Origin of the sequence: Pseudomonas sp. KBN12P06040 (assembly GCF_037574965.1) — a bacterium.
In the GTDB taxonomy this organism is placed as follows: Bacteria; Pseudomonadota; Gammaproteobacteria; order Pseudomonadales; family Pseudomonadaceae; genus Pseudomonas; species Pseudomonas aeruginosa.
In genome coordinates this window covers 6,362,465-6,387,303 of the sequence record NZ_JBBELS010000001.1, presented here as the reverse complement: position 1 = coordinate 6,387,303, position 24,839 = coordinate 6,362,465, and the positions used below count along the sequence as shown (strand labels likewise).

General features: G+C 66.9%; 25 protein-coding genes and 1 pseudogene. 12 read left to right on the top strand and 14 right to left on the bottom strand.

Going from position 1 to position 24,839, the window contains the following annotated elements:
- Positions 1 to 89 precede the first annotated feature (89 nt).
- Entirely contained in the window at positions 90 to 1,229 is a 1,140-nt protein-coding gene (locus VQ067_RS30030) for an RNA ligase RtcB family protein (RefSeq protein ID WP_033989963.1), read from the top strand.
- Positions 1,226 to 1,840: a peptide chain release factor H gene (gene prfH / locus VQ067_RS30025; RefSeq protein ID WP_033989961.1), complete on the top strand. Its 615-nt coding sequence runs from the start codon at positions 1,226 to 1,228 to the stop codon at positions 1,838 to 1,840. The genes VQ067_RS30030 and prfH overlap by 4 nt, the downstream gene beginning before the upstream one ends.
- A gap of 5 nt (positions 1,841 to 1,845) precedes the next feature.
- Here the strand turns inward: prfH and VQ067_RS30020 are convergent, their stop codons facing one another.
- The 4 genes from VQ067_RS30020 to VQ067_RS30005 form a co-directional block, all read right to left on the bottom strand.
- The gene (locus VQ067_RS30020; protein ID WP_003110368.1) at positions 1,846 to 2,610 is read right to left on the bottom strand and encodes a TerC family protein; all 765 of its coding nucleotides are present in this window, start codon (positions 2,608 to 2,610) and stop codon (positions 1,846 to 1,848) included.
- Between the two features lie 20 nt (positions 2,611 to 2,630).
- Entirely contained in the window at positions 2,631 to 3,935 is a 1,305-nt protein-coding gene (locus tag VQ067_RS30015; protein ID WP_033989959.1) for a CitMHS family transporter, read from the bottom strand.
- A 279-nt stretch (positions 3,936 to 4,214) separates the two neighbouring features.
- A complete protein-coding gene (locus VQ067_RS30010) occupies positions 4,215 to 4,577 on the bottom strand; it encodes a DUF2388 domain-containing protein (protein WP_003102543.1) in 363 nt (120 codons plus the stop codon).
- Positions 4,574 to 5,518 (bottom strand): AEC family transporter, encoded by a 945-nt coding sequence (locus VQ067_RS30005; RefSeq protein WP_003096914.1) that lies wholly within the window; start codon positions 5,516 to 5,518, stop codon positions 4,574 to 4,576. The genes VQ067_RS30010 and VQ067_RS30005 overlap by 4 nt, the downstream gene beginning before the upstream one ends.
- A gap of 67 nt (positions 5,519 to 5,585) precedes the next feature.
- Here VQ067_RS30005 and VQ067_RS30000 point away from each other — a divergent pair, with 67 nt between their 5' ends.
- The gene (locus VQ067_RS30000) at positions 5,586 to 6,005 is read left to right on the top strand and encodes a GFA family protein (protein ID WP_003110364.1); all 420 of its coding nucleotides are present in this window, start codon (positions 5,586 to 5,588) and stop codon (positions 6,003 to 6,005) included.
- Positions 6,006 to 6,112: 107 nt separating this feature from the next.
- On the opposite strand, the gene VQ067_RS29995 is transcribed toward VQ067_RS30000, so the two are convergent.
- The 10 genes from VQ067_RS29995 to VQ067_RS29950 all read right to left on the bottom strand — a co-directional run bounded on the left by VQ067_RS29995 (position 6,113) and on the right by VQ067_RS29950 (position 15,380).
- Positions 6,113 to 8,071: a DUF7844 domain-containing protein gene (locus VQ067_RS29995; protein ID WP_033989958.1), complete on the bottom strand. Its 1,959-nt coding sequence runs from the start codon at positions 8,069 to 8,071 to the stop codon at positions 6,113 to 6,115.
- Positions 8,068 to 8,388: a DUF2388 domain-containing protein gene (locus tag VQ067_RS29990; protein ID WP_003114112.1), complete on the bottom strand. Its 321-nt coding sequence runs from the start codon at positions 8,386 to 8,388 to the stop codon at positions 8,068 to 8,070. Before VQ067_RS29990 ends, VQ067_RS29995 begins: the two co-directional genes overlap by 4 nt.
- 43 nt (positions 8,389 to 8,431) lie before the next feature.
- Complete coding sequence (locus VQ067_RS29985) at positions 8,432 to 8,725, bottom strand: DUF2388 domain-containing protein (protein WP_003110362.1); 294 nt, start codon at positions 8,723 to 8,725, stop codon at positions 8,432 to 8,434.
- A gap of 120 nt (positions 8,726 to 8,845) precedes the next feature.
- Positions 8,846 to 9,163, bottom strand: coding sequence for a DUF2388 domain-containing protein (locus VQ067_RS29980; protein WP_003096907.1), 318 nt, complete (start codon positions 9,161 to 9,163; stop codon positions 8,846 to 8,848).
- Positions 9,164 to 9,258: 95 nt separating this feature from the next.
- Entirely contained in the window at positions 9,259 to 9,471 is a 213-nt protein-coding gene (locus VQ067_RS29975) for a DUF1127 domain-containing protein (protein WP_003096905.1), read from the bottom strand.
- A 162-nt stretch (positions 9,472 to 9,633) separates the two neighbouring features.
- Positions 9,634 to 10,470, bottom strand: a complete 837-nt coding sequence (locus tag VQ067_RS29970; protein WP_033989956.1) for a class I SAM-dependent methyltransferase — start codon at positions 10,468 to 10,470, stop codon at positions 9,634 to 9,636.
- Positions 10,464 to 11,606: an acyltransferase family protein gene (locus VQ067_RS29965; protein WP_004351842.1), complete on the bottom strand. Its 1,143-nt coding sequence runs from the start codon at positions 11,604 to 11,606 to the stop codon at positions 10,464 to 10,466. Before VQ067_RS29965 ends, VQ067_RS29970 begins: the two co-directional genes overlap by 7 nt.
- Positions 11,603 to 12,466 carry a class I SAM-dependent methyltransferase gene (locus tag VQ067_RS29960; RefSeq protein WP_003110359.1) on the bottom strand — a complete coding sequence of 288 codons (864 nt, stop codon included), beginning with the start codon at positions 12,464 to 12,466 and terminating at the stop codon, positions 11,603 to 11,605. Before VQ067_RS29960 ends, VQ067_RS29965 begins: the two co-directional genes overlap by 4 nt.
- Positions 12,463 to 13,764 carry a glycosyltransferase gene (locus tag VQ067_RS29955; RefSeq protein ID WP_003125903.1) on the bottom strand — a complete coding sequence of 434 codons (1,302 nt, stop codon included), beginning with the start codon at positions 13,762 to 13,764 and terminating at the stop codon, positions 12,463 to 12,465. Before VQ067_RS29955 ends, VQ067_RS29960 begins: the two co-directional genes overlap by 4 nt.
- Positions 13,758 to 15,380: a glycosyltransferase gene (locus VQ067_RS29950; RefSeq protein ID WP_015503881.1), complete on the bottom strand. Its 1,623-nt coding sequence runs from the start codon at positions 15,378 to 15,380 to the stop codon at positions 13,758 to 13,760. Before VQ067_RS29950 ends, VQ067_RS29955 begins: the two co-directional genes overlap by 7 nt.
- Before the next feature lie 11 nt (positions 15,381 to 15,391).
- Here VQ067_RS29950 and VQ067_RS29945 point away from each other — a divergent pair, with 11 nt between their 5' ends.
- From VQ067_RS29945 to wbpZ, 9 genes and pseudogenes are all read left to right on the top strand, one after another.
- Positions 15,392 to 15,628, top strand: a complete 237-nt coding sequence (locus tag VQ067_RS29945) for a hypothetical protein (RefSeq protein WP_003096896.1) — start codon at positions 15,392 to 15,394, stop codon at positions 15,626 to 15,628.
- Positions 15,629 to 15,787: 159 nt separating this feature from the next.
- Positions 15,788 to 16,702 carry a GDP-6-deoxy-D-mannose reductase gene (rmd, locus tag VQ067_RS29940; protein ID WP_003096892.1) on the top strand — a complete coding sequence of 305 codons (915 nt, stop codon included), beginning with the start codon at positions 15,788 to 15,790 and terminating at the stop codon, positions 16,700 to 16,702.
- Complete coding sequence (gmd, locus tag VQ067_RS29935) at positions 16,699 to 17,670, top strand: GDP-mannose 4,6-dehydratase (RefSeq protein WP_003096890.1); 972 nt, start codon at positions 16,699 to 16,701, stop codon at positions 17,668 to 17,670. Before rmd ends, gmd begins: the two co-directional genes overlap by 4 nt.
- A gap of 3 nt (positions 17,671 to 17,673) precedes the next feature.
- Positions 17,674 to 19,113 carry a mannose-1-phosphate guanylyltransferase/mannose-6-phosphate isomerase gene (locus VQ067_RS29930; protein ID WP_015503879.1) on the top strand — a complete coding sequence of 480 codons (1,440 nt, stop codon included), beginning with the start codon at positions 17,674 to 17,676 and terminating at the stop codon, positions 19,111 to 19,113.
- Complete coding sequence (locus VQ067_RS29925; RefSeq protein ID WP_003096887.1) at positions 19,113 to 19,910, top strand: ABC transporter permease; 798 nt, start codon at positions 19,113 to 19,115, stop codon at positions 19,908 to 19,910. The genes VQ067_RS29930 and VQ067_RS29925 overlap by 1 nt, the downstream gene beginning before the upstream one ends.
- A complete protein-coding gene (locus VQ067_RS29920) occupies positions 19,910 to 21,175 on the top strand; it encodes an ABC transporter ATP-binding protein (RefSeq protein ID WP_340080956.1) in 1,266 nt (421 codons plus the stop codon). The genes VQ067_RS29925 and VQ067_RS29920 overlap by 1 nt, the downstream gene beginning before the upstream one ends.
- Complete coding sequence (locus tag VQ067_RS29915) at positions 21,172 to 22,554, top strand: glycosyltransferase family 4 protein (RefSeq protein WP_003110353.1); 1,383 nt, start codon at positions 21,172 to 21,174, stop codon at positions 22,552 to 22,554. The genes VQ067_RS29920 and VQ067_RS29915 overlap by 4 nt, the downstream gene beginning before the upstream one ends.
- Complete coding sequence (locus VQ067_RS29910) at positions 22,538 to 23,665, top strand: glycosyltransferase family 4 protein (RefSeq protein WP_003102573.1); 1,128 nt, start codon at positions 22,538 to 22,540, stop codon at positions 23,663 to 23,665. Before VQ067_RS29915 ends, VQ067_RS29910 begins: the two co-directional genes overlap by 17 nt.
- A pseudogene (gene wbpZ / locus VQ067_RS29905) lies at positions 23,666 to 24,810 on the top strand (D-rhamnosyltransferase WbpZ). It abuts the gene before it with no gap.
- Positions 24,811 to 24,839: the final 29 nt, after the last annotated feature.

Here is a 24,839-nt window from a genome sequence, read left to right as displayed (position 1 = left end):
TCCGTTAGACGCCCTTCGCCCTTCCGCGAGTGCCCGCTCGGCTTCGGTCTGCCCCCCGGATCTACCGTTTCAATCACATGGATTGGATTATGGGCAACTACATCAAGCCTTTGTCCGCGGGCGTCGCACTGATCGCCTCGGACAGCACCTGGATCGAAGGCAAGGCGATCCAGCAACTGCAAACCACCGCCGAGCTGGACGGCATGCGCCGCGTCGTCGGTCTCCCGGACCTGCATCCCGGTCGCGGCTATCCGGTCGGCGCGGCGTTCTTCTCCGTCGGCCGCTTCTACCCGGCGCTGGTCGGCAACGACATCGGCTGTGGCATGGCCCTGTGGGAAACCGGCCTGGCCCCCGGCAAGCTGTCGGCGGACAAACTGGAAAAGCGCCTGGGCAATCTCGACCTGCCGCTGGACGAGACCTGGAACGATTGCATCGAAGCCCTGGAGCTGCCGGCCCGCGAGCACTGGCGCGCGCTCGGCACGATCGGTGGCGGCAATCACTTCGCCGAACTACAGCAGGTCGAGACCGTGTTCGACCAGGCTGCCCTGCACGCCCTCGGCCTCGATGCCGATCGCCTGCAACTGCTGGTGCACAGCGGCTCGCGCGGGCTCGGCCAGGCGATCCTGCAAGAGCATGTCAGCCTGCACGGCCACGCCGGCCTGCTCGACGGCAGCCTGGAAGCTTCCGCCTACCTGGCGCGCCACGCCAATGCGTTGCGCTTCGCCGAGGGTAACCGCCAGCTCATCGCCCGGCGCATTCTCGAACGCTTGCGCTGCGACGGCCTGGAACTGCTCGACGTCAACCACAACCTGGTGGCGCCGGCACAGGTCGATGGCGTCGACGGCTGGCTGCACCGCAAGGGCGCCACCCCGGCCGACCAGGGCGTGCTGGTGATCCCCGGCTCGCGCGGCGACTACAGCTACCTGGTGGAGCCCGTGCCGAGCGCGCAGAGCCTGTTCTCCCTGGCCCACGGCGCCGGTCGCAAATGGCAGCGCGGCGAGTGCCGGGAACGCCTGGCGGCGCGCTTCAACGTCGACCAGCTGGGCCGCACGCGCCTTGGTAGCCGGGTGATCTGCGGCGACCGCCAGCTGATCTACGAGGAAGCGCCGGAAGCCTACAAGGGTATCGACTCGGTGGTCGGCGCGCTGCTCGAAGCCGGCCTGCTGCGCCTGGTCGCCCGCCTGAAGCCGGTGCTGACCTACAAGACCCGTGGGGAGTGCTGCCGATGATCCTGCTGCAACTCTCCGCGGCCCAGGGCCCGGCGGAATGCTGCCTGGCGGTGGCGAAGGCGTTCGAGCGGCTGTGCCTCGAGGCGGCGCAAGCCGGCGTCGAGGTCGAGGTGCTCGAGGAGGTGGCCGGCGAGCGTCCGCGCACCTGGCGTTCGCTGCTCCTGGGGCTGCGCGGCGTTGCCGCCGAAGCGCTCGCCGAGCACTGGTGCGGCGGTATCCAGTGGATCTGCACCAGTCCCTACCGGGCGAGGCATGCGCGCAAGAACTGGTTCATCGGCGCGGAGCGCTTCGCCGCGCCGCCGGCCAGTCTGGAGGGCGAGATCCGTTTCGAGACCCTGCGCTCTTCCGGCCCCGGCGGCCAGCATGTCAACACCACCGACTCGGCGGTGCGCGCCACCCACCTGGCCAGCGGCATCAGCGTCAGGGTGCAGAGCCAGCGTAGCCAGCACGCCAACAAACGCCTGGCGATCTTGCTGATCGCCCGGCGCCTCGCGGACCAGGCGAGCAGCGCGGCCGACGCGCTGCGCGCGGAGCGCCGCCAGGCCCACGGCCGGATCAGTCGCGGCGCGGCTCGCCGGGTATTCCGCGGCGAGCGTTTCGAGCCGGCCTGAGCGGCTCAGTCGCCGAGCACTTCCTTGCGCAGCTTCACTGGCTCTTCGCCCCGCTTGCGCGCGGCGGCGCCGCGCATGCGGATGTTCAGCGCCTCCACGGCCAGGGAGAAGGCCATGGCGAAGTAGACGTAGCCCTTCGGCACATGGACTTCGAAGGCTTCGGCGATCAGCACCGTGCCGACCACGATGAGGAACGACAGGGCGAGCATCTTCAGCGACGGGTGCTTGTCGATGAAGTCGCTGATAGCGCCGGCGCAGAGCATCATCACCAGTACCGCGACGATGATCGCCGCGACCATCACCGGCACGTGGGAGACCATGCCGACGGCGGTGATCACCGAGTCCAGGGAAAAGACGATGTCGATGATCGCGATCTGGATGATGGTGCCGATGAAGCCGCCCGCCGAACCCTTCGGTTCCTCGCCGCTTTCTTCCTCGCCTTCCAGGCCCTGGTAGATCTCCGAGCTGCTTTTCCAGAGCAGGAACAGGCCGCCGAAGAACAGGATCAGGTCGCGTCCGGAGATGCCCTGGCCGAACAGGTGGAAGAGGTCGGCGGTCAGGCGCATGACCCAGGTGATCGACAGCAACAGCAGGATCCGCGTCACCATCGCCAGGGCCAGGCCGAAGAAGCGGGTGCGTGGCTGCAGGTGCTTCGGCATGCGCCCGACCAGGATCGAGATCATGATGATGTTGTCGATGCCGAGGACGATCTCCAGGGCGGTCAGGGTGAAGAACGCAATCCAGATTTCCGGGCTGGTCAGCCATTCCATGAAGCGGTCACTCGTCTCGGTCAGTTACTGAACAGGGGGAACAGGCCCAGCAGCAGGGCCATGGCGAGGATCGCCAGGCACACCAGCACGGCCCATTTCAGGGTGAAGCGCTGGTGGTCGCCGAAGTCGATCTTGGCCAGCCCCACCAGCAGGTAGGTGGAGGGCACCAGCGGGCTGAGCAGGTGCACCGGCTGGCCGACGATCGAGGCGCGGGCCATTTCCACCGGGGTGATGCCGTATTCGGCGGCGGCCTGGGTGAGGATCGGCAGGACGCCGTAGTAGAAGGCGTCGTTGGACATGAAGAAGGTGAACGGCATGCTCACCAGCGCGGTGATGGTCGCCAGGTACGGGCCCAGCGCCGGCGGGATCACCGCCAGCAGGCTCTTGGACATGGCGTCGACCATCCCGGTGCCGGAGAGGATGCCGGTGAACACCCCGGCGGCGAAGATCAGCGAGACCACCGCGAGAATGTTCTCGGCGTGCGCGCCTATGCGCTTCTTCTGCTCCTGGATGCACGGGTAGTTGACGATCATGGCGATGCCGAAGGCGATCATGAACAGCACCGGCATCGGCAGCAGGCCGGCGATCAGGGTCGCCATCAGGGCCACGGTGAGAATGGCGTTGAACCACAGCAGCTTGGGCCGGCGCGCCTCCGGATACTGCGACACGCTGATCTCCGCCAGGTCCTCGTGGTCGGTGGGCAGGTGCAGCTCGCCGAGGCGGGCGCGCTCGCGCTTGCCGTAGATCCAGGCGATGGCGAAGATCGCCAGCAGCCCGGCGATCATCGCCGGGATCATCGGCACGAAGATATCCGCCGGGTCGACGTGCAGGGCACTCGCCGCGCGGGCGGTGGGGCCACCCCAGGGGGTCATGTTGAGCACGCCGCTGGAGAGCATGATCAGGCAGGCCATCACCAGCGGACTCATGCCCAGGCGGCTGTACAACGGCAGTACGGCGGCCACGCAGATCATGTAGGTGGTCGAGCCGTCGCCGTCGAGGGAGACGATCATCGCCAGCGCCGCGGTGCCCAGCGAGACCTTCAGCGGGTCGCCCTTGACCAGCCGGAGGATCTTGCGCACCGCCGGGTCGAACAGCCCGGAGTCGATCATGATGGCGAAGTAGAGGATCGCGAACATCAGCATCACCCCGGTCGGCGCCAGGGTGCGGATGCCGTCGAGCATCATCGGGCCGAGGCCGGCGGCGAAACCGCCGATGAGGGCGAAGGCGATCGGAACCAGGATCAGCGCGATCAGCGCGGACAGGCGCTTGGTCATGATCAGGAACATGAAGGTCGCCACCATGGCGAAGGCGAGCAGGGTCAGCATGGGTTCACTCCGGGGAAGACGGCGGACGGGCGTGCGGCGTGCGGTCAGCAGGCGGCGGGCGGGAGGCGTCGCGCGGACGGAGTGCGGCTGTAGGCGTGTGCGGAACGGGGCATGGCAATCACCATTGTTGTTTTTGTACGGGTAAGCGGGCGTCTCATGGACGCGCCGTCGTGACCGGTCTTCTGCCGGTGGTGGGCGGATGCTACGGCGGGAAGCTTTCAGGCAGCTTTCGCTGGATAACGGCGGGAAACGTGCGGGTAATTTCGGATATGTGGTCGATCAGGGCTGCCGCGCGAGGAGCGCCGCGGCCAGTTGCAGGTCGCTGTACCCGGCGTATTCCGGGGCCTGGCGCAGGACCTGCAAGGCCGCCTGGAGGTACGCGCCACGGATCGCACCGTCGCTGGCGACGAAGCTGGCGGCGTCGTCCCGCGCCTGGACGAGCTTGTCGCCCTCGTCAGCGCTGGACTCCTGTGCGCTGACGGTGCTGCCGATGAACGGGCCGACGGTGGTGACGGCCGCCCAGAAGAAGGTGGCGGCGCCGGGTTCGTCGTCGAATTCGGGAAACACCTTGATGAAACCGAAGGCCGGTTGGCAGAGCAGGCAGAGCGCCGTGAGGGCGGCGGCCACGCGTCCTGTTGTCATGGGCTTCCTTGCAGCACGAGGAGTACGCCGACCAGGGTGGCGCCGGAAAGCAGCGTTTGCAAGGTGATGATGCCCGCCATCAGGTGGCCGTCGCCGCCCAGTTGGCGGGTCAGCACATAGGCGGTGGGCGCCGTCGGCAGGGCGAAGAACAGCACCAGCACGGCGCTTTCCATGCTCGGCAGGCCCAGCCCGCGAGCGATGGCGAAGGCCAGCAGGGGCATCGCCAGCAGCCGCGCCGCGCAGTTCCAGCCAAGGGCCGCGACTTCGCCGCCGAGTTCCTGGGGTTTCAGCGCCGCGCCGACGCACAGCAGGCCCAGCGGCAGGCTGGCCACCGCCAGCAGGTTGAGCAGGCGATCGCTGCCGCCGGGCAGGCCGACGCCGGCCAGGTTGACCAGTGCGCCGGCGAGGCAGGCGAGGATCAGCGGGTTCTTCAGGATCGGCAGCAGCAGCGCGCGCAGGCTGATGCCGCGCTCGGCGGTCAGCGCCCAGACCGACATCACGTTCACCGTCGGCACCATCAGCGCCAGCATCAGCGCGGCCAGGGTCAGCCCCGGCTTGCCGTACAGGCTGCCGACCGCGGCCAGGCCGAGATAGGTGTTGAAGCGCAATACGCCCTGGGCGATGGCGCCGAAGCGCCCGGCGTCCCAGCCGCGCCAGCGCTTGCAGAGCAGCAGGGCGAGCCAGGCGACGCCGAGCCCGAGCAGTACGGCCAGGGCCTGGCGGGCCAGGCCGGGGTCGTCCAGCGGCGCGGTCGCCAGGTTGCTGAACAGCAGCGCGGGAAACAGGATGAAGTAGTTCAGGCGTTCGGCGGCAGGCCAGAAGGCTTCGCCGGGAAAGTCCCAGCGGCGCAGGGCGTAACCGCCGACGATGAGGGCGAACAGCGGCCAGAGGGAGTAGAGCAGAGCGGTCACGGGCACCCCCGGATAGTGGAATCCGCTCATCTTGCGAGGTGGCTGCGGCACAGGGCAAGTCCGGCTTATGCTGGCACTCCCGCGAGGAGGATTCGCCATGCCCGAGACCCATACCGGCGGTTGCCATTGCGGCTATCTGCGCTACGCCGTCGCCGCGCCGCTGGACGATGTCGCTCACTGCCACTGCTCGATCTGCCGGCGCACCACCGGCGGCATCGTCACCACCTGGGCCACGGTGCCGCGCGCGGCGTTCCGCTGGCTGGCGGGCGAAGCGGCGGAATATGCCTCGTCGGCCAGTTGCACGCGCTACTTCTGCCCGCGTTGCGGGGCCAACCTGGCGTTGTTCACCCGGCTCAGCGCCGATACCCTGGACTTCACCGTGGCCAGCCTCGACCATCCCGAGCGCGCCCCCGCCAACCGGCACATCTGGGTCGGCAGCCGCCTGCCATGGCTACACCTCGACCCGCAGTTGCCCGAAGAGGACGAGGAGTTCATCGCCGGAGCGGACGCCCCGTGAGCGAAGACCGGAGCTGGCACCTGTAGGGTGAATAACGCAGAGCGTTATCCGCCGTCTGCGAGGCGCTGGAAGAGCGCCCGAGACCATGCGTCCTGCAGGCGCCTCCCTCAGGGCAGCATCAGCCCGCCGGCCGCCTTGTGCAGCTCGCGCAGGTGCGCGCCGACCTCCTTGATGTTGGCCTCGTTGGCTTCCAGCTCGGCGCGGCGCTCGGGATCGAGCAGGGCGCGGACCTCGCGGTCGAGGTCGTCGCTGAGCCGGCGCAGGCGCGCCTGGCGTTCGCGGGTCTGCTCTTCCAGGTGCTTCCACTCGGCGGCCTGCGGCAGGCCGTAGCCGCCCTCCAGGAGTTCCGCCGGACGACTGAGGAAGCCGCTGTCGTCGAGGATCTGCTGGAAGGTCTTGCCGGCCACTTCCAGGCGCTGGTCGCCGGCCGGCTTGTCCAGATGGCCGAGGTACAGGCGCTTCAACTCGTCCTGGGCGAGCAGCAGCTGGCGCCGCAGCGAGGCCTGCTCGAGCAGCAGCAGCGCGGCGCTGGCGCGCAGGTCGGCCTTGGCGAACCAGGGCTGGCGCTCCCTGGCCGGCAGCGCCAGCCAGTCCTCGACCTTGTCCTGGGGAATGTGCAGGCGCTGCTTGAGCACATCGAACATCGCCTGGTAGCGGTCGCGGAAGGAGTCGAAGCGGTAGCCCAGGCGCAGGGCTTCCTTGGGGTCGTCGAGCACGCTGGGATCGGCCAGCTTGCGGTTCTCCAGCATCTCGAGCACGCCGTAGGGGGTGATGCTGTCCAGGCTTTGCAGCGGTCGCCGGGGGATGCCGCTGCGCAGCAGCTTGAGGGTTTCCACCGCGCAATTGTTGGAGATGAAGTAGTACTGACCGTCGTAGCTCCAGTGACTCTGCGCGGCGCGCTCGACCAGGCTGGCGACCTCCTCGCGGTCCAGCTTCAGCGGCACCGAGGCGAGGCTGCGCAGCTCGACCTTGGTGTATTCCTCGATCACCTGCGACAGCGGCAGGACGAACAGGCGCGACGGATAGGCGCCGGTCAGGCCGTCCCAGCTGGACAATTGCAGGTCGCCGACGAAGGCGCGGTAGGACAGCACCAGATGCTGGTCGAGGTCCAGCCGGCAGTCCGGCCCACGCGGCCGGCCGGGGGCGCAGATCACCAGGCGGAGCATGGTGTGGCCCCAGCGGCTGACCAGGTTGTCGTTGGCCTCGGCCAGCAGGTAGTCGACCTCGTAGACCCGCTCGGGGTCGAGCTGGCCCAGCGGCTGCTGGCCGAAGTCGCGGCCGGCGTTGAGGTAGGCGAAGCTCTGCGCACAGGTGCTGTGTTCCGGCGCCCAGCCGAAGCGTTGCTGGTAGTAGCGGTAGAGCGCCGGGCGGCGGCAGGCGTAGCTGGGATCGAGAAGGAAGTACTCCATGTTCACCGCGACGAACTCGCGCGGATTGCTCAGCTCGTAGACGTCCGGGCTGCGCAGTACGAAGCCATTGTGCGCCTCGCGCCGCCCGCGCTGGCCGGCGCGCTGCGGCCAGCCGGCGAGATCGAGCAGGCGCGGGTCGTCGGAGAGCGTGAAGCGGCGCCCGCTCTGCCCGCGGCAATCGGTGGGCTGGGCGATCCGGCCGAGGGTTTCTTCCTGGCGCGTGCAGCGGCGGATCTCGCGTTTTTCCTCCGCCGACCACAGGCGCGCGCGATCGTAGACGTGGGTCAGCTCGTGCAGCAGGGTCGCCAGCAGTTCGCGCCGCTCGGTGCCGTGCACGCGCCCGGTCTGGCGGCTGGCGGCGCTGCCGTCGGTGAGATCGGCCAGGTACTTGCGGTTCAGCGCGATGCGCTGCGGGCCACGGGCCTGGCCCATGCCGTTGGCGGGCAGGTCGTCGCGCCACTCGACCTCGATCTCGCGGTCCAGGCGTTCGCGGAAGGCCGGCGGCAGCTTGTCCGCGGCTTCGTCCAAGAGTTGCTGGCTGGCCTCGCGCTGCGCAGGGTCCAGCTCAGGCGCGTCGAGTTTCAGGCGCAGGGCCGCCGTCGCGTTGCCGGCTCCGCAGAGGGCCAGCGCCAGCAGCCAGGCGCAGGCCTTCCTCACAGGGCGAGAATGGCTTCGGCAAGTACCTGGTCGGAGGCTTCGCGGGCTTCCGGCAGACGGCTGCGCAGGGTCCGCATCGCGGCTTCCAGCTGGGCGCCGCGAATGGCGCCGTCGCTGGCGACGAAACTGGCGGCGTCGTCGCGCGCCTCGGTGACCACTTTCATGTCGCGCACGGAAGTGGTGGTGTCGGAAGTGAAGTCGATGCTGCGGTCGAGGGCGCGGACGATGATATTGCTGGTCGCGACCACCGAGCGTGCTTCCGCGGCCGTGGCGCAGAGCGCCAGCAGCAGGGCGGCGAACAGGGGGCTATGACGCATGGAGCTACGGCGCATGGAGGTTCTCCGGAACGGTGGTGATCGCCTATTGGGCAAGAATTGCTTCGGCCAGTTCCTGATCGCTGGCCGCCAGCTCGGGGTGCGCGACACGCAGCCAGCGCAATGCCGCTTCCAGGCGCGCACCGCGGATGCTGCCATCGCTGGCGACGAAACTGGCCGCATCGCCCCGGGCATCGCGTAACAATTTGTTCTCGAACGGCGTGCTGGTCAGCTTGCTGGTGACGTAAAGAGACTTCGCGGTGAACGCCGTCGTGGTATCGAAGGCGTGCGCAGCGGGCGCCAGCAGGCAACAGAAGAACAACGAGAACCGGTAACGCATGGGGTTGAGCGGAATAGGACTGGAACAGCCGCCAAGGCTAACGGAATGTGCGGCGCGGAGCCAGTGTGGCCGGCCGGGTCATCGCCGCAGCCGGGCGGCTGCGGCGGCGGGGCGGGCGACTCAGATGGTCAGGATCGCCTGGGCCAGTTGCATGTCGTTGGCGGCCAGGCTCGGCAGCTTGCCACGGATGTGGCGCAGTGCGGCTTCCAGGTGCGAGCCGCGGATGTCGCCCTGGCTGGCGACGAAGCTGGCGGCGTCGTCGCGCGCTTCGAGGACGATCTTGTCGTCGCGGAAGGAATTGGTGATGTCCGAAGTGGCATTGGAGGTCATGCCGGTGGCGCGGACCAGGGTATCCGTGGTGACCACGAAGCTGCTGGCGAACGCGCTGGAGGCGCAGGCGAGCAGGGCAGCGGCACCGATCAGGCGCAGACGTTTCATGTGAGTTGCTCCGAACGAAGTCAGCGTAGACGGCCGCATCCGCGCGGCCGTGTCAACGCTGAGACTAACCAACTGTGCGCCACGTCACCAGCGGCTCAGCGCCAGAAAGGTTTCGAAATCTCTACGTAGCGTTCGCTCGGGCTGATCGCCAGGTCGGCGAGGTCGTGTTCGGACATTTGCGCAAGATGCTTGCGCGATCGAGCGTTTTGTCGCCAGGAATTCAATTTTTCCAGCAGGGCGGCGAGATGTGGATGGGCAGCCGGGAGACCGCTGGAACTCCCGGCGTGCGGGTGCGGGGATGTCCTCATCGTGCGTTCCTTCCCATCCCGGGGATGGGGGCGGGGTGTGGAACCTCATGATGCGCCGGGACCGCTGGCTTGCTCAGGGGCAACCACGCGGGAGTTGGACGGAACAGTTCGGTGGCCCCGGCAACTGTTCCGCCCGGCTGTAGCGGAACTGTTCCGGTGGTTCTACGCCTGGGCGGGCTTGCGCGCGATGATCACCTGGCTCTTGGCGACCACGGCGTCCAGGGCCTGCTTGATGGCCGGGCCGCGCGGCGAGTCGAGCAGCACCTGCCAGGTCCTGGCCCAGTGTTCGAGGAGGGGATGGTCGGGATTGCCGAAATCGACCTTGGCCTCCCAGAACAGCAGCATCCACAGCGACCAGTAGAAGCCGTAGCGGCTGTGGCTGAGGATTTCCAGCCCGGCTTCGCGCACCAGTGCGGCGAACTGCTCCTCGCCGAGCACGCGGATGTGGTTGGGCTTGCGGAAGTATTCGTCGGCGGCGAAGTCTTTCTGCAGGTCTTCCGACGTGGGATGCGGCACGCTGAGCAGATAGAGTGCGCCGGGCTGGCCGACCCGTACCAGCTCGGCGAGGAACTGCCGCGGATCGTCGACGTGCTCGATGACCTCGGTGGAGACCACCCGGGTGGCCGTGGCGTCAGCCAGGGGCAACGGGTCGCAGTCGCTGACCAGGCATTCCAGTTCGCGGGCCGGGGTATCGGCCAGGCGCTCGCGGGTCCTGGCGATCTTTTCCGCGTCGATGTCGGCGATGATGATGCGAGCGCCGCGCATGGCGCAGAAATGAACGTTGCCGCCGTCGCCGCACCCCACGTCGAGCACGGTGTCCTCGGCGGAAATCGGAAAGCCGCTGAACAGCTCGTCGGTCTCCTGGTTGAACCAGCCGCTGAGCACCGCGTCGCGCAACCCGAGCATGTACGGGTCGACCGGCGCGGGGGCGGGTGGCGCGGCGACGGGCTCGGTGGCGGGGCTGGGCGGCGAGACGATCTTCTTGAGGAAGTTCAGCATGAGGTGGCTCCGGAAGTGGTGGCGACGCGGCGGGCGGCGCTCAGGCGCTTGACCAGGCGGGAGCCCAGGTCGCGGCAGGGGCTCTCGACGAAGCGGTAGTTGAGCTCGCTGAGTACGACGATCAGGACCAGGCTGGTGCCGAGCAGCGACAGGGGCCGCTCGCCGGCGTCCCAGCCCAGGCGGAAGCAGAGTTCGCGACTGAGATAGAACGCCGGGATGTGGATCAGGTAGATCGCATAGGAGCGCGCGCCGACCCAGACCAGCAAGCGCTTCAGCGGCCCGTTGGAGAGCAGGTAGTCGCGGTCGTAGGAGGCTATCCACACCAGCAGTCCGCACAATAGCGCGATGGCGCCGATCCGCACGGCGACCAGGCTGTACGCTTCGCTGGCCAGCACGCCCAGGGCCGCGGCCACGGCGACCAGCAGCAACGGCCCGCTCCAGGCGCGGCCCAGCAGGGTGGGGTTCCAGCGGGCATAGCCAGGCTGCAGGGAGGCGAGGGCGAGCAGTACGCCGATGGCCAGGGCGTCAGTGCGCAATACCATCAGCAGCGGCGTGCGCAGGCTGAAGAACTGGACCAGCACCAGCGCCAGCAGGGCCCAGCCCAGGTAGCGACGCAGGCAGAGGATCAGCAGCGGCAGCAGGAGGTAGAACTGTTCCTCCAGGGAAAGGCTCCAGTAGACGAAGCTGGCACCGTATTCGTAGCGGTAGAAACTGTCGGCGAAGCGGAAGTTGGCGACCTGAAGGAAACCGGCGAGGCTCGCCGCGAGGTTGGCCGACAGGCTGCCGAAGGCTCCGGAGCGGTTCAGCAGCAGGCAACAGGCCAGGATCAGCGCCAGCCACAGCCAGGCCGAGGGCAGCAGGCGGAAGGCGCGGCGGATCCAGAAGTACCGCGCCTGTTCCCAGAATGCCTGGCGTGTGGGCGCCTCGCGCAGTTGCGGGATGAGGGTGCGGGCGATGACGAAGCCGGAGATGGCGAAGAACAGGTCCACGCCCCACCAGAACTGGACGCGCTGGTTGATGCCGTCCAGCAGTGCCGGGGAGCCGCTGAACAGGTTGCCGTGCAGATGGTGGAATACCACGCCGAGTACGGCCAGCCCGCGCAACAGTTCGATGTCGAGGATGCGTTTGCCGCTCATGTCCGCGACGGTCCAGGGTCGAGCGGCTTGCGCGCGATGATCACCTGACTCTTGGGCATGAAATGGTCGAGCAGGTGCTTGATCTCCAGGCCGTCGGGACGGGCCAGGAGGTTTTCCCAGAGCCGTGCCCAGTCTTCCATCAGCGCCGGGTAGGGCGGTTGGATACGGTCGCGGACGGCGCCTCCGAGCTCACGGCCGGCGGCCCGTTCGCTGGCCCAGAAGAAGATCATGCCCATCACCCAGAAGAAGCCGCTGGCCTGGCGGTGCTCGATGACCAGCCCGGCGTCCTGCACCAGGCGCGCGAAGTCGTCGCGGGAGAAGATGTGGATGTGGTTGGGCGCCCGGAAGTAGTCGGCCGGGGCGATGCCCTGCTGCAGGTGTTCGCCGACCGGGTCCGGCACGCTCAGCAGGTACTGCGCGCCAGGGCGCCCGAGACGCACGAGTTCGGCCATCACCCGCGCTGGGTTGGCCACGTGTTCGAGCACTTCCATGCACACCAGCTTGTCGGCGCAGGCGTCGCGCAGCGGCAGCGGGTCGCTGTCGCTGACCAGGCCGGTGAAGGGCCTCCGGGCCACCGCCTCGACCTGCTGCGCCAGGCTCCGCACCTTGTCCTCCTCGCTGTCGGTGAAGATCACCGAAGCGCCCTGGCGGGCGGCGAAGAGGGTGGCGACGCCTTCGCCGCAGCCGAGATCGAGCAGGGTGTCCTGGGCGCCGATGGCGAAGCCGGCGAGCAGTTCGCCGGTTTCGCTGCGGAACCAGCCATCCAGCACCGCATCGCGCAGACCGCACATGCGTGGCGACACCGGTTCGCTCGCCGCAGCGGGACGGGAACGCCAGCGTTGGAGCAGGGCGCGGATCATGCCGGGATGCTTTGCAAGGCGGCGGGGTCGCCTTGTGCCGCTTCGTCGAGGAAGCGACGCAGGCGCTCCACGGCCAGCTTGCGGCTGCAGAAGCGTTCGAGGCTGGCGCTGGCATGCGCGGACATGCGTGCGTAGCGCTCCGGCTCCTGGCGAGCGACCTCGAAACTGGCCCGGTAGGCCCGGCACAGCGACTCCCAGTCGGTGATGTAGCGCAGCGTGCGGTAGGCCGCACGCGGGTCGTGGGGCCAGGCGGTGGCTTCTTCCGAGGAGTCGACGATGAAGGCGTTGTCGGCGTCGATGTAGTCGATCATCGCGGTATTGCGCGGAGCCACGGCCGGCTTGCCGCTGGACATGAATTCCATCAGCGGCAGGCATTGGCCTTCGCCGTAGGAGGTGTTCACCACGTAGCTGGTGGCCTCGACCAGCCGCTCGTAGTCCGGGTCGGCGAGGTAGCCGTGGATCAGCACGATGCGGCAGCGGTAGGACTGGTTCTTGTACAGGTGGTGAAGCATGTCGGCCAGCGCTTCGCCGACGTTGTGGTGGGTCAGTTTCAGCACCAGGGTGGCGTCGGGCTCGTCGCGGAAGGTGGCGCAGAACGCGCTGATCATGTCCTGCCAGTTCTTGCGCCCGTCGTAGGGGTTGAACACCGAGGTGTAGATGACCCCGTCGAGGCTCAGCTCGACCTGTTTCGCCGCGCGGTCCGGCAGGGCCAGGACCTCCGCCGAGGGCTCGGGGTCGGCATGGACGGCCAGGTCCAGCTGGCGGCTGTCCACCAGCAGGCCGTCCAGGCGCAGGCGCACATCCCGGGCTTCGGGACGGCCCGCCTGCTGCGAGGCGCGGTTGGCGAAGCGATCCCAGACCGGCGCCGGCACGCTCAGTACCGGGTAGTCGCGACCCATGGCGGCGCGCACCACGTCGACCGTGAAGCTGGAATGGGTGATGGCCCGTCCGCTGTGGCGCAGCACGTGTCGCCAGTCGTGGCGCGGTTCGCCGTGCCAGGTTTCGCTGGGCAGGGTGCTGAACTCCCAGGCGAACACCGGGATGGTTGGGCAGGCATGGTGGATCGGCGTGCGATGGGGCGGCGAGAAGGAGAGGAAGACGCAGGGTTCGCCGCGCTTGCGGCAGTCGTGGTAGAGGCGGTCCACCAGTTCGTCGGGATCGCTGACTTCGACCACCTGGCCGATCTCTTCCAGCAGCGGACGGAATTCCTTGAGGACGAAGTAATAGCTGTACTCCGGGCGCCCGAGGTTCTGCCGGATGGTGGTCTTGTTGGTCTCGGAGTGGATGATGATCAGCATGGAACGTTGCCTGTGGCGGTGGCCGCCAGTTCGACGCCGGGCGCAGGGGTTGCCTTGCGAGCGGAAAGGAAGGGTTCCAGGCGCTGGCGGACCACGTCGCCGGCGCAGTAGCCGCGCATGCGTTGGTTGGCCGCGGTGGACAGCTGCCGATAGCGCTCCGGCTGTTCCCGGGCCACCCGGTAGCTCTCCAGGTAGGCCTCCTTCAGGGACTCCCAGCTCGGCCGGTAGCGCCGGGTGCTGTACAACCGGCGCGAATCCTGCGGCCAGGCCGCGGGCTCCTGGCTGGAGCGGACCACGAAGCCCACCTGGGCGTCCATGTAGTCGGCCATCGCCGAATGGTCCGGAGCGATCGCCGGGGTGCCGCAGGACATGAACTCCATCAGCGGCAGGCACAGGCCTTCGCAGCGCGAGGCGTTCACGTAGTAGCTGGCGGCTCCGTACAGACGGGCGTACTCCGCGGCGTCGAGATAGCCGTGCAGGGCGATGACCCTGCAGGCGAACGGCGACAGTTGGGAAAGCAGGGTGAGCAGTTCGACGTGGTAGGTCGTCAGGTCGCTCTGGGTCATCTTCAGCACCAGCGTGGCATCGCTGGTGTCGCGGAATGCCCAGCAGAAGGCGGAGATCAGCTGATGCCAGTTCTTGCGCCCGTCCAGCGGATTGAACACCGAGACGTAGACCACCCCGTCCACGACGACCTGCTGGTGCTGGTCGACGTCCGGCAGCAGCGCCGGCGGATGCTCGGGCTCGGCGGGCGGCATCGGCTCGATGGCCTGGGGCAATGGCTCCGGCAGCGTTTCCAGCGCCGTTGGCGGGGGCGGCAGCGGCTGGCGCAGGTGACGGAACAGCCAGCGGCGTACCGGTATGGGTACGAGGTCGCTGACAGCTTCCCGGTACCACAGCAGCAGGTAGTGCTTGCTGATGACCAGTCGGCGCCTCCAGTCGAGAGGAACCGGCTCTGGCTCTGGTTCTGGCTCAGGGACCGGTTCGGGCTCGGCGGGCGTCTCGGGGAGGACCTCGAGGATCTCGTCCTCGGTCTCTTCCATGATCGGTGCGATGAGGCCGTCGGCGGAAAGGCCCAGCAGGCGGCTGTCGATGACGCAGCCCTTGAGTTGCAGGGTCTCGCCGGACTTGACCGGATTCCGTTCGCCTTGCTGGCGGATCGCGGCGAACTCCTCCCAGATCGGCGTCGGCAGCGCCAGCACCGGAAAATCTTCGCCCAGCACCCGGCGAACCGCGCGGGCAGTCTGCTCGGAGAGGGTGATGGCTGCGCCATGGCCGGCCAGGACCTGGCTCCAGTCCTGCGCCGGATCGCCGTCCCACGCCACGTCGGGAATCGACTCGAACTCCCAGGCGACCACGCACAGCATCGGGCATTGCAGGTCCCGCGCCGCCTTGTGCGGCGGGGTGAAGGAGAGGAACAGGCAGTCTTCGCCCTGTTCATGCAGTTGCCGATAGAGCGGGTCGACTTCGTCCGTGCTCTGTACCAGGTGGACCTGTCCCAGCGATTCGAGGATTGGCCGGTAGGCCTTGAGGACGAAGTAGTAGCTGTATTCGGGGCGACCGAGGTTGTGGCCGATCGAGCGCTCGTTGATATCCGAGTAAAGGATGAAATTCATGGCATCTCGTGATGAAACTGCCCGTTCGACAGCTTGGTGGTGATGAGCGAGGCCAGGCGCTGCTTCGTTGTCCGGAAGCCTTCCCGGCGGACTGGTCGACCCATCGTGTTCTTGTTCTGTTATCGCAGCCGCGACCTGTTCGATCAACAGAACAGGAGGCAGTCAAGCACGAAATCGAGAGGCATTCTAAACATACCTTTCGCAAAAACGTGAAGGCTGACGGAGAAAACGTCATGCCGTTCGAGTGAGAACCTACCGGTCACGAATAAGCGGTTGAAATTGGCGCATTCTTGGCACAGATTGGAGCGCGATAATCAGAACAACACGCTATCCGGCATGACATCTGGAACGTCGTATTCCTAGGAAGAGCGTCGCCGAGCGTAGCATCAGATAAAAGGCCCGCTTCCTTGACTCAGCGTCTGTTCGTCACCGGGCTCTCCGGTTTCGTAGGCAAGCATCTTCAAGCTTATCTGGCAGCGGCCCACACGCCGTGGGCGCTCCTTCCCGTACCGCATCGTTACGACCTGCTGGAGCCGGATTCGCTGGGCGACCTCTGGCCGGAGCTGCCGGATGCGGTCATCCACCTGGCCGGGCAGACCTATGTGCCGGAGGCCTTCCGCGATCCTGCGCGGACCCTGCAGATCAACCTCCTTGGCACCCTGAACCTGCTCCAGGCGCTTAAGGCGCGGGGCTTCTCCGGTACCTTCCTGTACATCAGCTCCGGCGACGTCTACGGCCAGGTGGCCGAGGCGGCGTTGCCGATCCACGAGGAACTCATCCCCCACCCGCGCAATCCCTATGCGGTCAGCAAGCTGGCGGCCGAGTCGCTGTGCCTGCAGTGGGGTATCACCGAAGGCTGGCGGGTGCTGGTGGCGCGGCCGTTCAACCATATCGGGCCGGGGCAGAAGGACAGCTTCGTGATTGCCAGCGCCGCGCGGCAGATCGCCCGGATGAAGCAGGGCTTGCAGGCCAATCGGCTGGAAGTGGGGGACATCGACGTCAGCCGTGATTTCCTCGATGTCCAGGACGTGCTGTCAGCCTATCTGCGCCTGCTCTCCCACGGCGAGGCGGGCGCCGTCTATAACGTCTGTTCCGGGCAGGAGCAGAAGATTCGCGAGCTGATCGAACTGCTGGCGGACATCGCCCAGGTCGAGCTGGAAATCGTTCAGGACCCTGCCCGGATGCGCCGGGCGGAACAGCGTCGGGTTCGCGGCAGCCATGCGCGACTGCACGACGCCACGGGCTGGAAGCCTGAAATAACCATAAAACAGTCCCTGCGGGCGATCCTGTCCGACTGGGAGTCACGGGTACGAGAAGAATGACAAGAAGTGCACTGGTAACTGGGATCACCGGTCAGGATGGAGCGTACCTGGCCAAGCTGCTGCTGGAGAAGGGCTACCGGGTCCACGGCCTGGTGGCGCGGCGCAGCAGCGACACGCGCTGGCGCCTGCGCGAACTGGGGATCGAAGGCGATATCCAGTACGAGGACGGCGACATGGCCGATGCCTGTTCGGTGCAGCGCGCGGTGATCAAGGCGCAGCCGCAGGAGGTCTACAACCTGGCGGCACAGAGCTTCGTCGGGGCTTCCTGGAACCAGCCGGTGACCACCGGCGTCGTCGACGGCCTGGGCGTGACCCACCTGCTCGAGGCGATCCGCCAGTTCAGCCCGGAAACGCGCTTCTACCAGGCTTCCACCAGCGAGATGTTCGGCCTGATCCAGGCCGAGCGCCAGGACGAGAACACGCCGTTCTACCCGCGCAGCCCCTACGGCGTGGCCAAGCTCTATGGCCACTGGATCACCGTCAACTATCGCGAGAGCTTCGGCCTGCATGCCTCCAGCGGCATCCTGTTCAACCACGAGTCGCCGCTGCGCGGCATCGAGTTCGTCACGCGCAAGGTTACCGACGCGGTGGCCCGCATCAAGCTCGGCAAGCAGCAGGAATTGCGCCTGGGCAACGTCGACGCCAAGCGCGACTGGGGCTTTGCCGGGGACTACGTCGAAGCCATGTGGCTGATGTTGCAGCAGGACAAGGCCGACGACTACGTGGTGGCCACCGGTGTCACTACCACCGTGCGCGACATGTGCCAGATCGCTTTCGAGCATGTGGGCCTGGACTACCGCGACTTCCTCAAGATCGACCCGGCGTTCTTCCGGCCCGCCGAGGTCGACGTGCTGCTGGGTAATCCGGCCAAGGCCCAGCGTGTGCTCGGCTGGAAGCCCAGGACCAGCCTGGACGAGCTGATCCGGATGATGGTCGAGGCGGACCTGCGACGCGTTTCCCGGGAGTAAGCCATGCTGATTCCCGTGGTGCTTTCCGGCGGCGCCGGTACCCGCCTGTGGCCAGTGTCGCGTGAAGGACAGCCGAAGCCGTTCATGCGCCTGCCCGATGGCCAGACCCTGCTGGGCAAGACCTACCGACGTGCCGCCGGGCTCCTGGCCGGGCATGGCGAAATCGTCACGGTGACCAACCGCGAGCATTACTTCCAGAGCAAGGACCAGTTCCAGGCGGCCCGCCTGGGGCGGCACCGGGGACATTTCATCCTCGAACCGACCGGGCGCAACACCGCTCCGGCGATTGCCGTCGCCGCCCTGGCGCTGCAAGCCGAACATGGTGACGCGGCGGTACTGGTGGTGATGCCGGCGGATCACCTGATCCGCAACGAGGAGGCCTTCCGCGAGGCGGTGGGGCATGCCGCGCGTCTCGCCGTCGCCGGGCACCTGGTTACCTTCGGCGTGGTGCCGGACGCAGCGGAAACCGGTTTCGGCTATATCGAGCTGGGCGACCGGCTGGACGAGCAGGGGGCGGCCAAGGTGCGCCGCTTCGTCGAGAAACCCGATGAGGAAACCGCCCGTCGCTACGTGGAAAGTGGCGGTTTCCTGTGGAATTCCGGGATGTTCTGTTTCACGGCCTCGACCCTGGTCGACGAGCTGGCGCAGCATGCCCCGGCCCTGCTGGAGCAGGCCAGGGCCTGCCTGGCCGCCAGTGCGGCGGTGAAGATGGCCGATGGCATCCAGCATGAGCTGGCGGGCGAAGCCTTCGCCGCGCTGCCGGACATTTCCATCGACTATGCGCTGATGGAGCGCTCCGCGCGGGTCGCCGTGGTGCCTGCGGCCTTCGACTGGAGCGATATCGGTTCCTGGGGCGCGATGAGCGCGCTGCTCGACGCGGACGCAAAGGGCAATCGCGGCAGCGGCGACACCCTGTTCGTCGACACCCGTAACACCTTCGTGCAGAGCGACGGGCGCCTGGTCGCCACGGTCGGGGTCGACGACCTGGTCGTGGTGGATACTTCCGATGCGCTGCTGATCGCCCGCGCCGACCGGGTCCAGGAGGTGCGCAGGGTGGTGCAGCGGTTGAAGGACGAGCGGCACGAGGCCTATCGGCTGCATCGGACCGTCAACCGTCCCTGGGGCAGCTATACCGTCCTCGAGGAAGGGTCGCGCTTCAAGATCAAGCGAATCGTGGTCAGGCCCGGAGAGCGCTTGTCGCTGCAGATGCACCATCACCGCAGCGAGCACTGGATCGTGGTGCAAGGCATGGCCAGGGTCACCAATGGCGATGGCGCGCGGCTGGTCAACAGCAACGAGTCGACCTACATTCCCGCGGGCCACCGGCATCGCCTGGAAAACCCGGGGGTCATCGACCTGGTGATGATCGAGGTGCAGAGCGGCGAATACCTGGGAGAGGACGACATCGTCCGCTTCGAGGACCAGTACGGCAGGGTGGTCTGATGCTTCTTGGCTTGTCTCGTTCCTTGTGGGGCTATCGTGGCTTCGTTCTCGGCAGCGTCAAGCGCGAGTTCCAGTCGCGCTACCGCGGATCGCTGTTCGGCGCGTTGTGGACGGTGCTCAATCCGCTGTCGATGATCGTCGTCTACACGGTGATCTTCTCCCAGGTGATGCGCGCGCGCCTGCCGGGGGTCGACGACGGCCTGGCCTACAGCGTCTATCTCTGCGCCGGCCTGCTGACCTGGGGCCTGTTCGCGGAAATCACCTCGCGCAGCCAGAGCATGTTCATCGAGAACGCCAACCTGCTGAAGAAGATCAGCTTCCCGCGCATCTGCCTGCCGGTCATCGTACTGCTCAACGCCGGGGTCAATTTCGCCATCATCCTCGCCTTGTTCCTCGGCTTTCTCGCACTCAGCGGGCGCCTGCCGGGCGCGGCATTGCTCGCGCTGGTGCCGCTGCTGGCGATCCAGGTGCTGTTCGCGGCGGGACTGGGGATGATCCTCGGGGTGCTCAACGTGTTCTTCCGCGACGTCGGCCAGTTGTTCGGCATCTGCCTGCAGTTCTGGTTCTGGCTGACGCCGATCGTCTATCCGATCGGCATCCTGCCCGAGGGTATCCGCTCGCTGATCGAACTCAACCCGATGACCGCGCTGATGCGCAGCTACCAGCAGCTGTTCCTCCACGGGCAATGGCCGGACTGGCCTTCATTGCTGCCGATCACCCTGCTGGCGCTGCTGCTGTGCGCGCTCGGCCTGCGTCTGTTCCGCCAGCGGGTCGGCGAAATGGTGGATGAACTCTGATGGGACAGATACGCGTATCCGGCCTCGGCAAGGCCTACAAACAGTATCCCAATCGCTGGAGCCGGTTGTTCGAATGGCTGGTGCCTTACAGCCCTCCGCGCCACCACCTGCACTGGATCCTGCGCGAGGTCGAGTTCACCATCGAGCCGGGCGAAGCGGTCGGCATCGTCGGGATCAACGGCGCCGGCAAGAGCACCTTGCTGAAGATGATCGCCGGCACCACCCAGCCGACCTGCGGCGAGATCCGCGTGGCCGGCCGGGTCGCCGCGCTGCTCGAGCTGGGCATGGGCTTCCACCCGGACTTCACCGGCCGGCAGAACGTCTTCATGGCCGGGCAATTGCTGGGCATGCAGGTCGAGGAAATCCAGGCGCTGATGCCGGAGATCGAGGCCTTCGCCGAAATCGGCGAGGCCATCGAGCAACCGGTGCGCACCTACTCCAGCGGCATGCAGATGCGCCTGGCGTTCAGCGTGGCGACTGCCCGGCGGCCGGACATCCTGATCGTCGACGAGGCCCTGTCGGTTGGCGATGCCTATTTCCAGCACAAGAGCTTCGAGCGCATCCGCAGTTTCCGCAAGGCCGGCACCACCCTGCTGATCGTTTCCCACGACCGCTCGGCGATCCAGTCCATCTGCGACTCCGCGATCCTCCTGGAGCAGGGACGGATGGCCATGCGCGGGCGGCCGGAAGAGGTTATGGACTACTACAACGCCCTGCTCGCCGAGCGCGAGGGGCAGACCGTGCGCCAGGAAATGCTCGCCGACGGCCAGGTGCGGACGATTTCCGGCACCGGCGAGGCAGCGATCCTCGACGTACGGATGGTCGACCAGCGGCAGCGCGCGCTGGAGGTGGTCGAGGTAGGCCAGGCGGTGACGCTGGAAGTCGAGGTCGAAGTTCGCCAGGACATCGAGCGGCTGATCCTCGGCTTCATGATCAAGGACCGCCTCGGCCAGCCGATGTACGGGATCAATACCCACCGCCTGGACAAGGCCCTCACCGACCTGAAGGCCGGCGAGCGCATCACCTACCGCTTCGCCTTCGACATGCGCCTGGGCAAGGGGCACTACTCGGTGGCGCTGAGCCTGTCGCGGCTGGACTCGCACCTGGACCGCAACTTCGAATGGCGCGACTACGGCCTGGTCTTCCATGTCATCAACAACCGCCAGGAAGACTTCGTCGGTTGCTCCTGGCTGGGCGCCGAAACCCATATCAGCCGCTCCGGCGAGGCGGCTCTGGACCCCACTTCCGCGGAGAGCACTCCATGACGCGTCTGTTGGTCGAATGCACCTATGTGTTCGAGCATCCCAAGGTCAATTCCGGTATTCAGCGGGTGGTGCGCAACGTCATCCGCGAGTTGCCGGAAGCCGACGAGACGGTGGAGTGCATCCCGGTGGCAATGCTCGACGGCACCCTGTATCAGGTCCACAGCCTGGCGCCGCTGGACCCACGGCCGCATTCGCCGCTGGTACGCCTGCGCATCCTGGTGGAGCGAGCCGCCAACTACTTCTGGCTGGGCCAGCGCACCCTGGAAAAGCGCCGCCCGTTCCGTTCCTCGCCGTGGGCCCGGCGCCTTCTCTATGTAGCCTGCCGCCTGTTCGCCTTCGCCTTCCTCAGCATTCCGCTGCGCCTGCTCGACCGCATCCTCGGCAAGCAGCAGCCTGCACCCGTGCGCGCGACCCCGCTCGAACATCGGGCCGGCGACCAACTGGTCTTGCTGGACTCCTCCTGGCACGCCGATTTCTTCCCGCTGGCGGAACGCCTCAAGAGCGAGGGCGTGGGCATCGTCTCGGTGATCTACGACCTGATTCCCCTGACCCATCCGCAATTCTGCGATGCCGGCCTGGTCAAGGTATTCAACCACTGGTTCGACTGGATCGCGGCCACCGCCGACGGCTACGTCGCGATTTCCGAGACCATTCGCGACGAAGTGCGCGCGGAGATGCTGCGGCGTATCGGCCCGGAGAAGGTCGCGCAACGCTGGTTCGATTATTTCCACCTGGGTTCGGAGCTGGACCTGGTGGAGGACGGCGCCTCCGTCGAGCCCGACCTGCTGCGCATGTTCAAGGCCAAGGCGCCGGTATTCCTGATGGTCAGCACCATCGAGCCGCGGAAGAACCACGGTTACCTGCTGGATGCCTTCGAGCGCGCCTGGGCCCAGGGTTCGCAGGTGCGGTTGTGCATCGCCGGACGCATCGGCTGGAAGTGCGAGGCGCTGGTGGAACGGGTGCGGCAGCATCCGGAGCTGAACAAGCGCCTGTTCATGTTCAACGACCTCTCCGACAAGAGCCTGGAGTACGCATACTCCCATGCCGCATCGCTGGTCTTCCCGTCCTATGTGGAAGGTTTCGGCCTGCCGCTGGTGGAGGCCATGCAGCGCGGCCTGCCGGCGATGGGCAGCGACATCCCGGTGTTCCGCGAGATCGGCGGCGAATTCATGGCCTACTTCGACCTTGCCGATCCGCAGACCCTGGCGAACCTGGTCACCCGCTTCGAAGCCACGGGCGAGTTCCCGGCCGAGCGACCGGTCGGCGAATGGCGCTGGATCGGCTGGCACGAAGCGAGTCGGCAACTGATCGCGCGGATCCTGCTCGCCCTCGGCAAGGCCCCGACGCATGGCGAGGCAGTACATGCGGATTGCGGTTAACGCACGGATTCTCCAGGCGCCGCGGACCGGCATCGGACATTACCTGGTCGAGTTGCTGGGCGCGTTGCAGGCGCACGCGGACTTCGAGTTTTCCCTGTTCCATGGCTGGGGCTGGAGCGGCGACCTGCCGGCGGCGGCGCTGCCCGGCTATTCGCGTCTGTCGCCCTGGCTGCGCAACCTGCCCGGAGCCTACCGGGCACGACGCTGGCTGGAGCAGCGGCGTTTCGATAGCGGTCGGCCGCCGGTCGATCTCTACCATGAGCCCAGTCTCTGGCCGCTGGACTTCGACGGGCCGATGTTGATGACCCTGCACGACCTGACCCACCTGCATTATCCGGCGACGCAACCCGCCGCCCGCTTGCGCGAAATAGAACGCCGGCTGGCGCGCGGGATGGAAAAGGCCCGGTTGATCCTGACCGACTCGCAGGCGATCGCCGACGAGGCGCAGGCGTATTTCGGCCTGCCGCGCGAGCGCTTCGTGGTGGCGCCCCTCGGCCATGCCGCGCGGTTCCGTCCGCGGGACCGGGAGTCCCTGCGCGAGCCCTTGCGCGCGCATGGCCTGGTGCCGCGCGGGTACTTCCTCTGCGTAGGAACCCTCGAACCGCGCAAGAACCTGTCGCTGGCCCTGCGCGCCCATGGGCAACTGCCGGCGGCGGTCCGCCAGCGTTTTCCGCTGATGATCGTCGGCATGCCGGGATGGGAAAGTCGCTCGCTTGACGACGAACTGCGCCAGGCGCTGGCTTCGGGGACGGTGCGGCTGCTCGGCTACCTGCCGGACGAGCGGGTCGCCGAGTTGATGTCGGGCGCTCGGGCGCTGGTCTTCCCCTCGATCTACGAAGGCTTCGGCCTGCCTGTGCTGGAAGCCATGGCCAGCGGCACGCCGGTATTGCTCACGCGACTCTCCGCAATGCCGGAGGTGGCCGGCGAGGCGGGCAGCTATATTGACCCGGATGATGCCAATGGGCTATCTGACATGCTGGTCCGCATGACCGAGGATACCGTCTACTGGGAGTGCTGCCGGGAAGCCGGCCTGCGACGGGCGGAGCAGTTTTCCTGGAAACGTTGCGCGAATCTCACCGCTGCAGCCTATCGTCGTGCCGTGGAGGGCTGAATGCGGGTACTGCACTTCTACAAGACCTACCTGAGCGAAACGGTAGGCGGGATCGAACAGGTGATCTTCCAGCTTTGCGAGAGCAGCGGGCCGTGGGGGATCGACAACCACGTCCTGACCCTGAGCAGCGACCCGCATCCGCCTGTCGTGCCCTTCGGCGGACATGTGGTGCATCGCGCCAGGCTCGACCTGCAACTCGCCTCCACCGGGTTTTCCCTGAGCGTGTTCAAGCAGTTCCGCGAGCTGGCGGCGGAGGCGGACGTGGTCAACTACCACTTCCCCTGGCCGTTCATGGACCTGGTGCATTTCCTCACCGGTATGAACAAGCCGAGCGTGGTCACCTACCATTCGGACATCATCCGCCAGCGCGTCCTGTTGAAACTGTACCGGCCGCTGATGAGTCGTTTCCTCCACAGCGTGGATCGCATCGTCGCAGCCTCGCCCAACTACTTCAGTACCAGCGACGTGCTCCGCCAGTACCGGGAAAAGACCCGGGTGATCACCTACGGCCTGGACAAGGACGGCTACCCGAAGCCTGCGGCACAGCGTCTGGAGCACTGGCGAGAGAAACTCGGGCCGCGGTTCTTCCTGTTCGTCGGGGTGATGCGCTACTACAAGGGCCTGCATATCCTGCTGGATGCGTTGCAGGGCACCGATTACCCGGTGGTGATCGTCGGTGCCGGGCCGTTGCAGGCCGAGCTGTATGCCCAGGCCGCGGCGCTGGGGTTGCGCAACGTGCACTTCCTCGGGCGGGTGGACGACGAGGACAAGGTCGCCCTGCTGCAACTCAGCTACGCCATGGTCTTTCCGTCGCACCTGCGTTCCGAGGCGTTCGGCATTTCCCTGCTGGAGGGCGCGATGTACGGCAAGCCGATGATCTCCAGCGAGATCGGCACCGGCACCAGCTACATCAATATCCATGGCGAGACCGGCCTGGTCGTGCCGCCCAGCCAGCCGGCGCGTTTCGCCAAGCGATGCGCTGGCTCTGGGAGCATCCGCAGCAGGCGGAGGAAATGGGCAGGAACGCGGAGGCCCGCTATCGGCAACTGTTCACCGCCGAAGAGATGGGGCGTCGCTGGAGCGAGCTGTACCGTGAACTGCTGGAGGAAAAGGCTTCTTCCAGATACGTGAAGGCCGCTCGGTAAGGAGCGGCCTACGGTACAGTTCAGGCTGG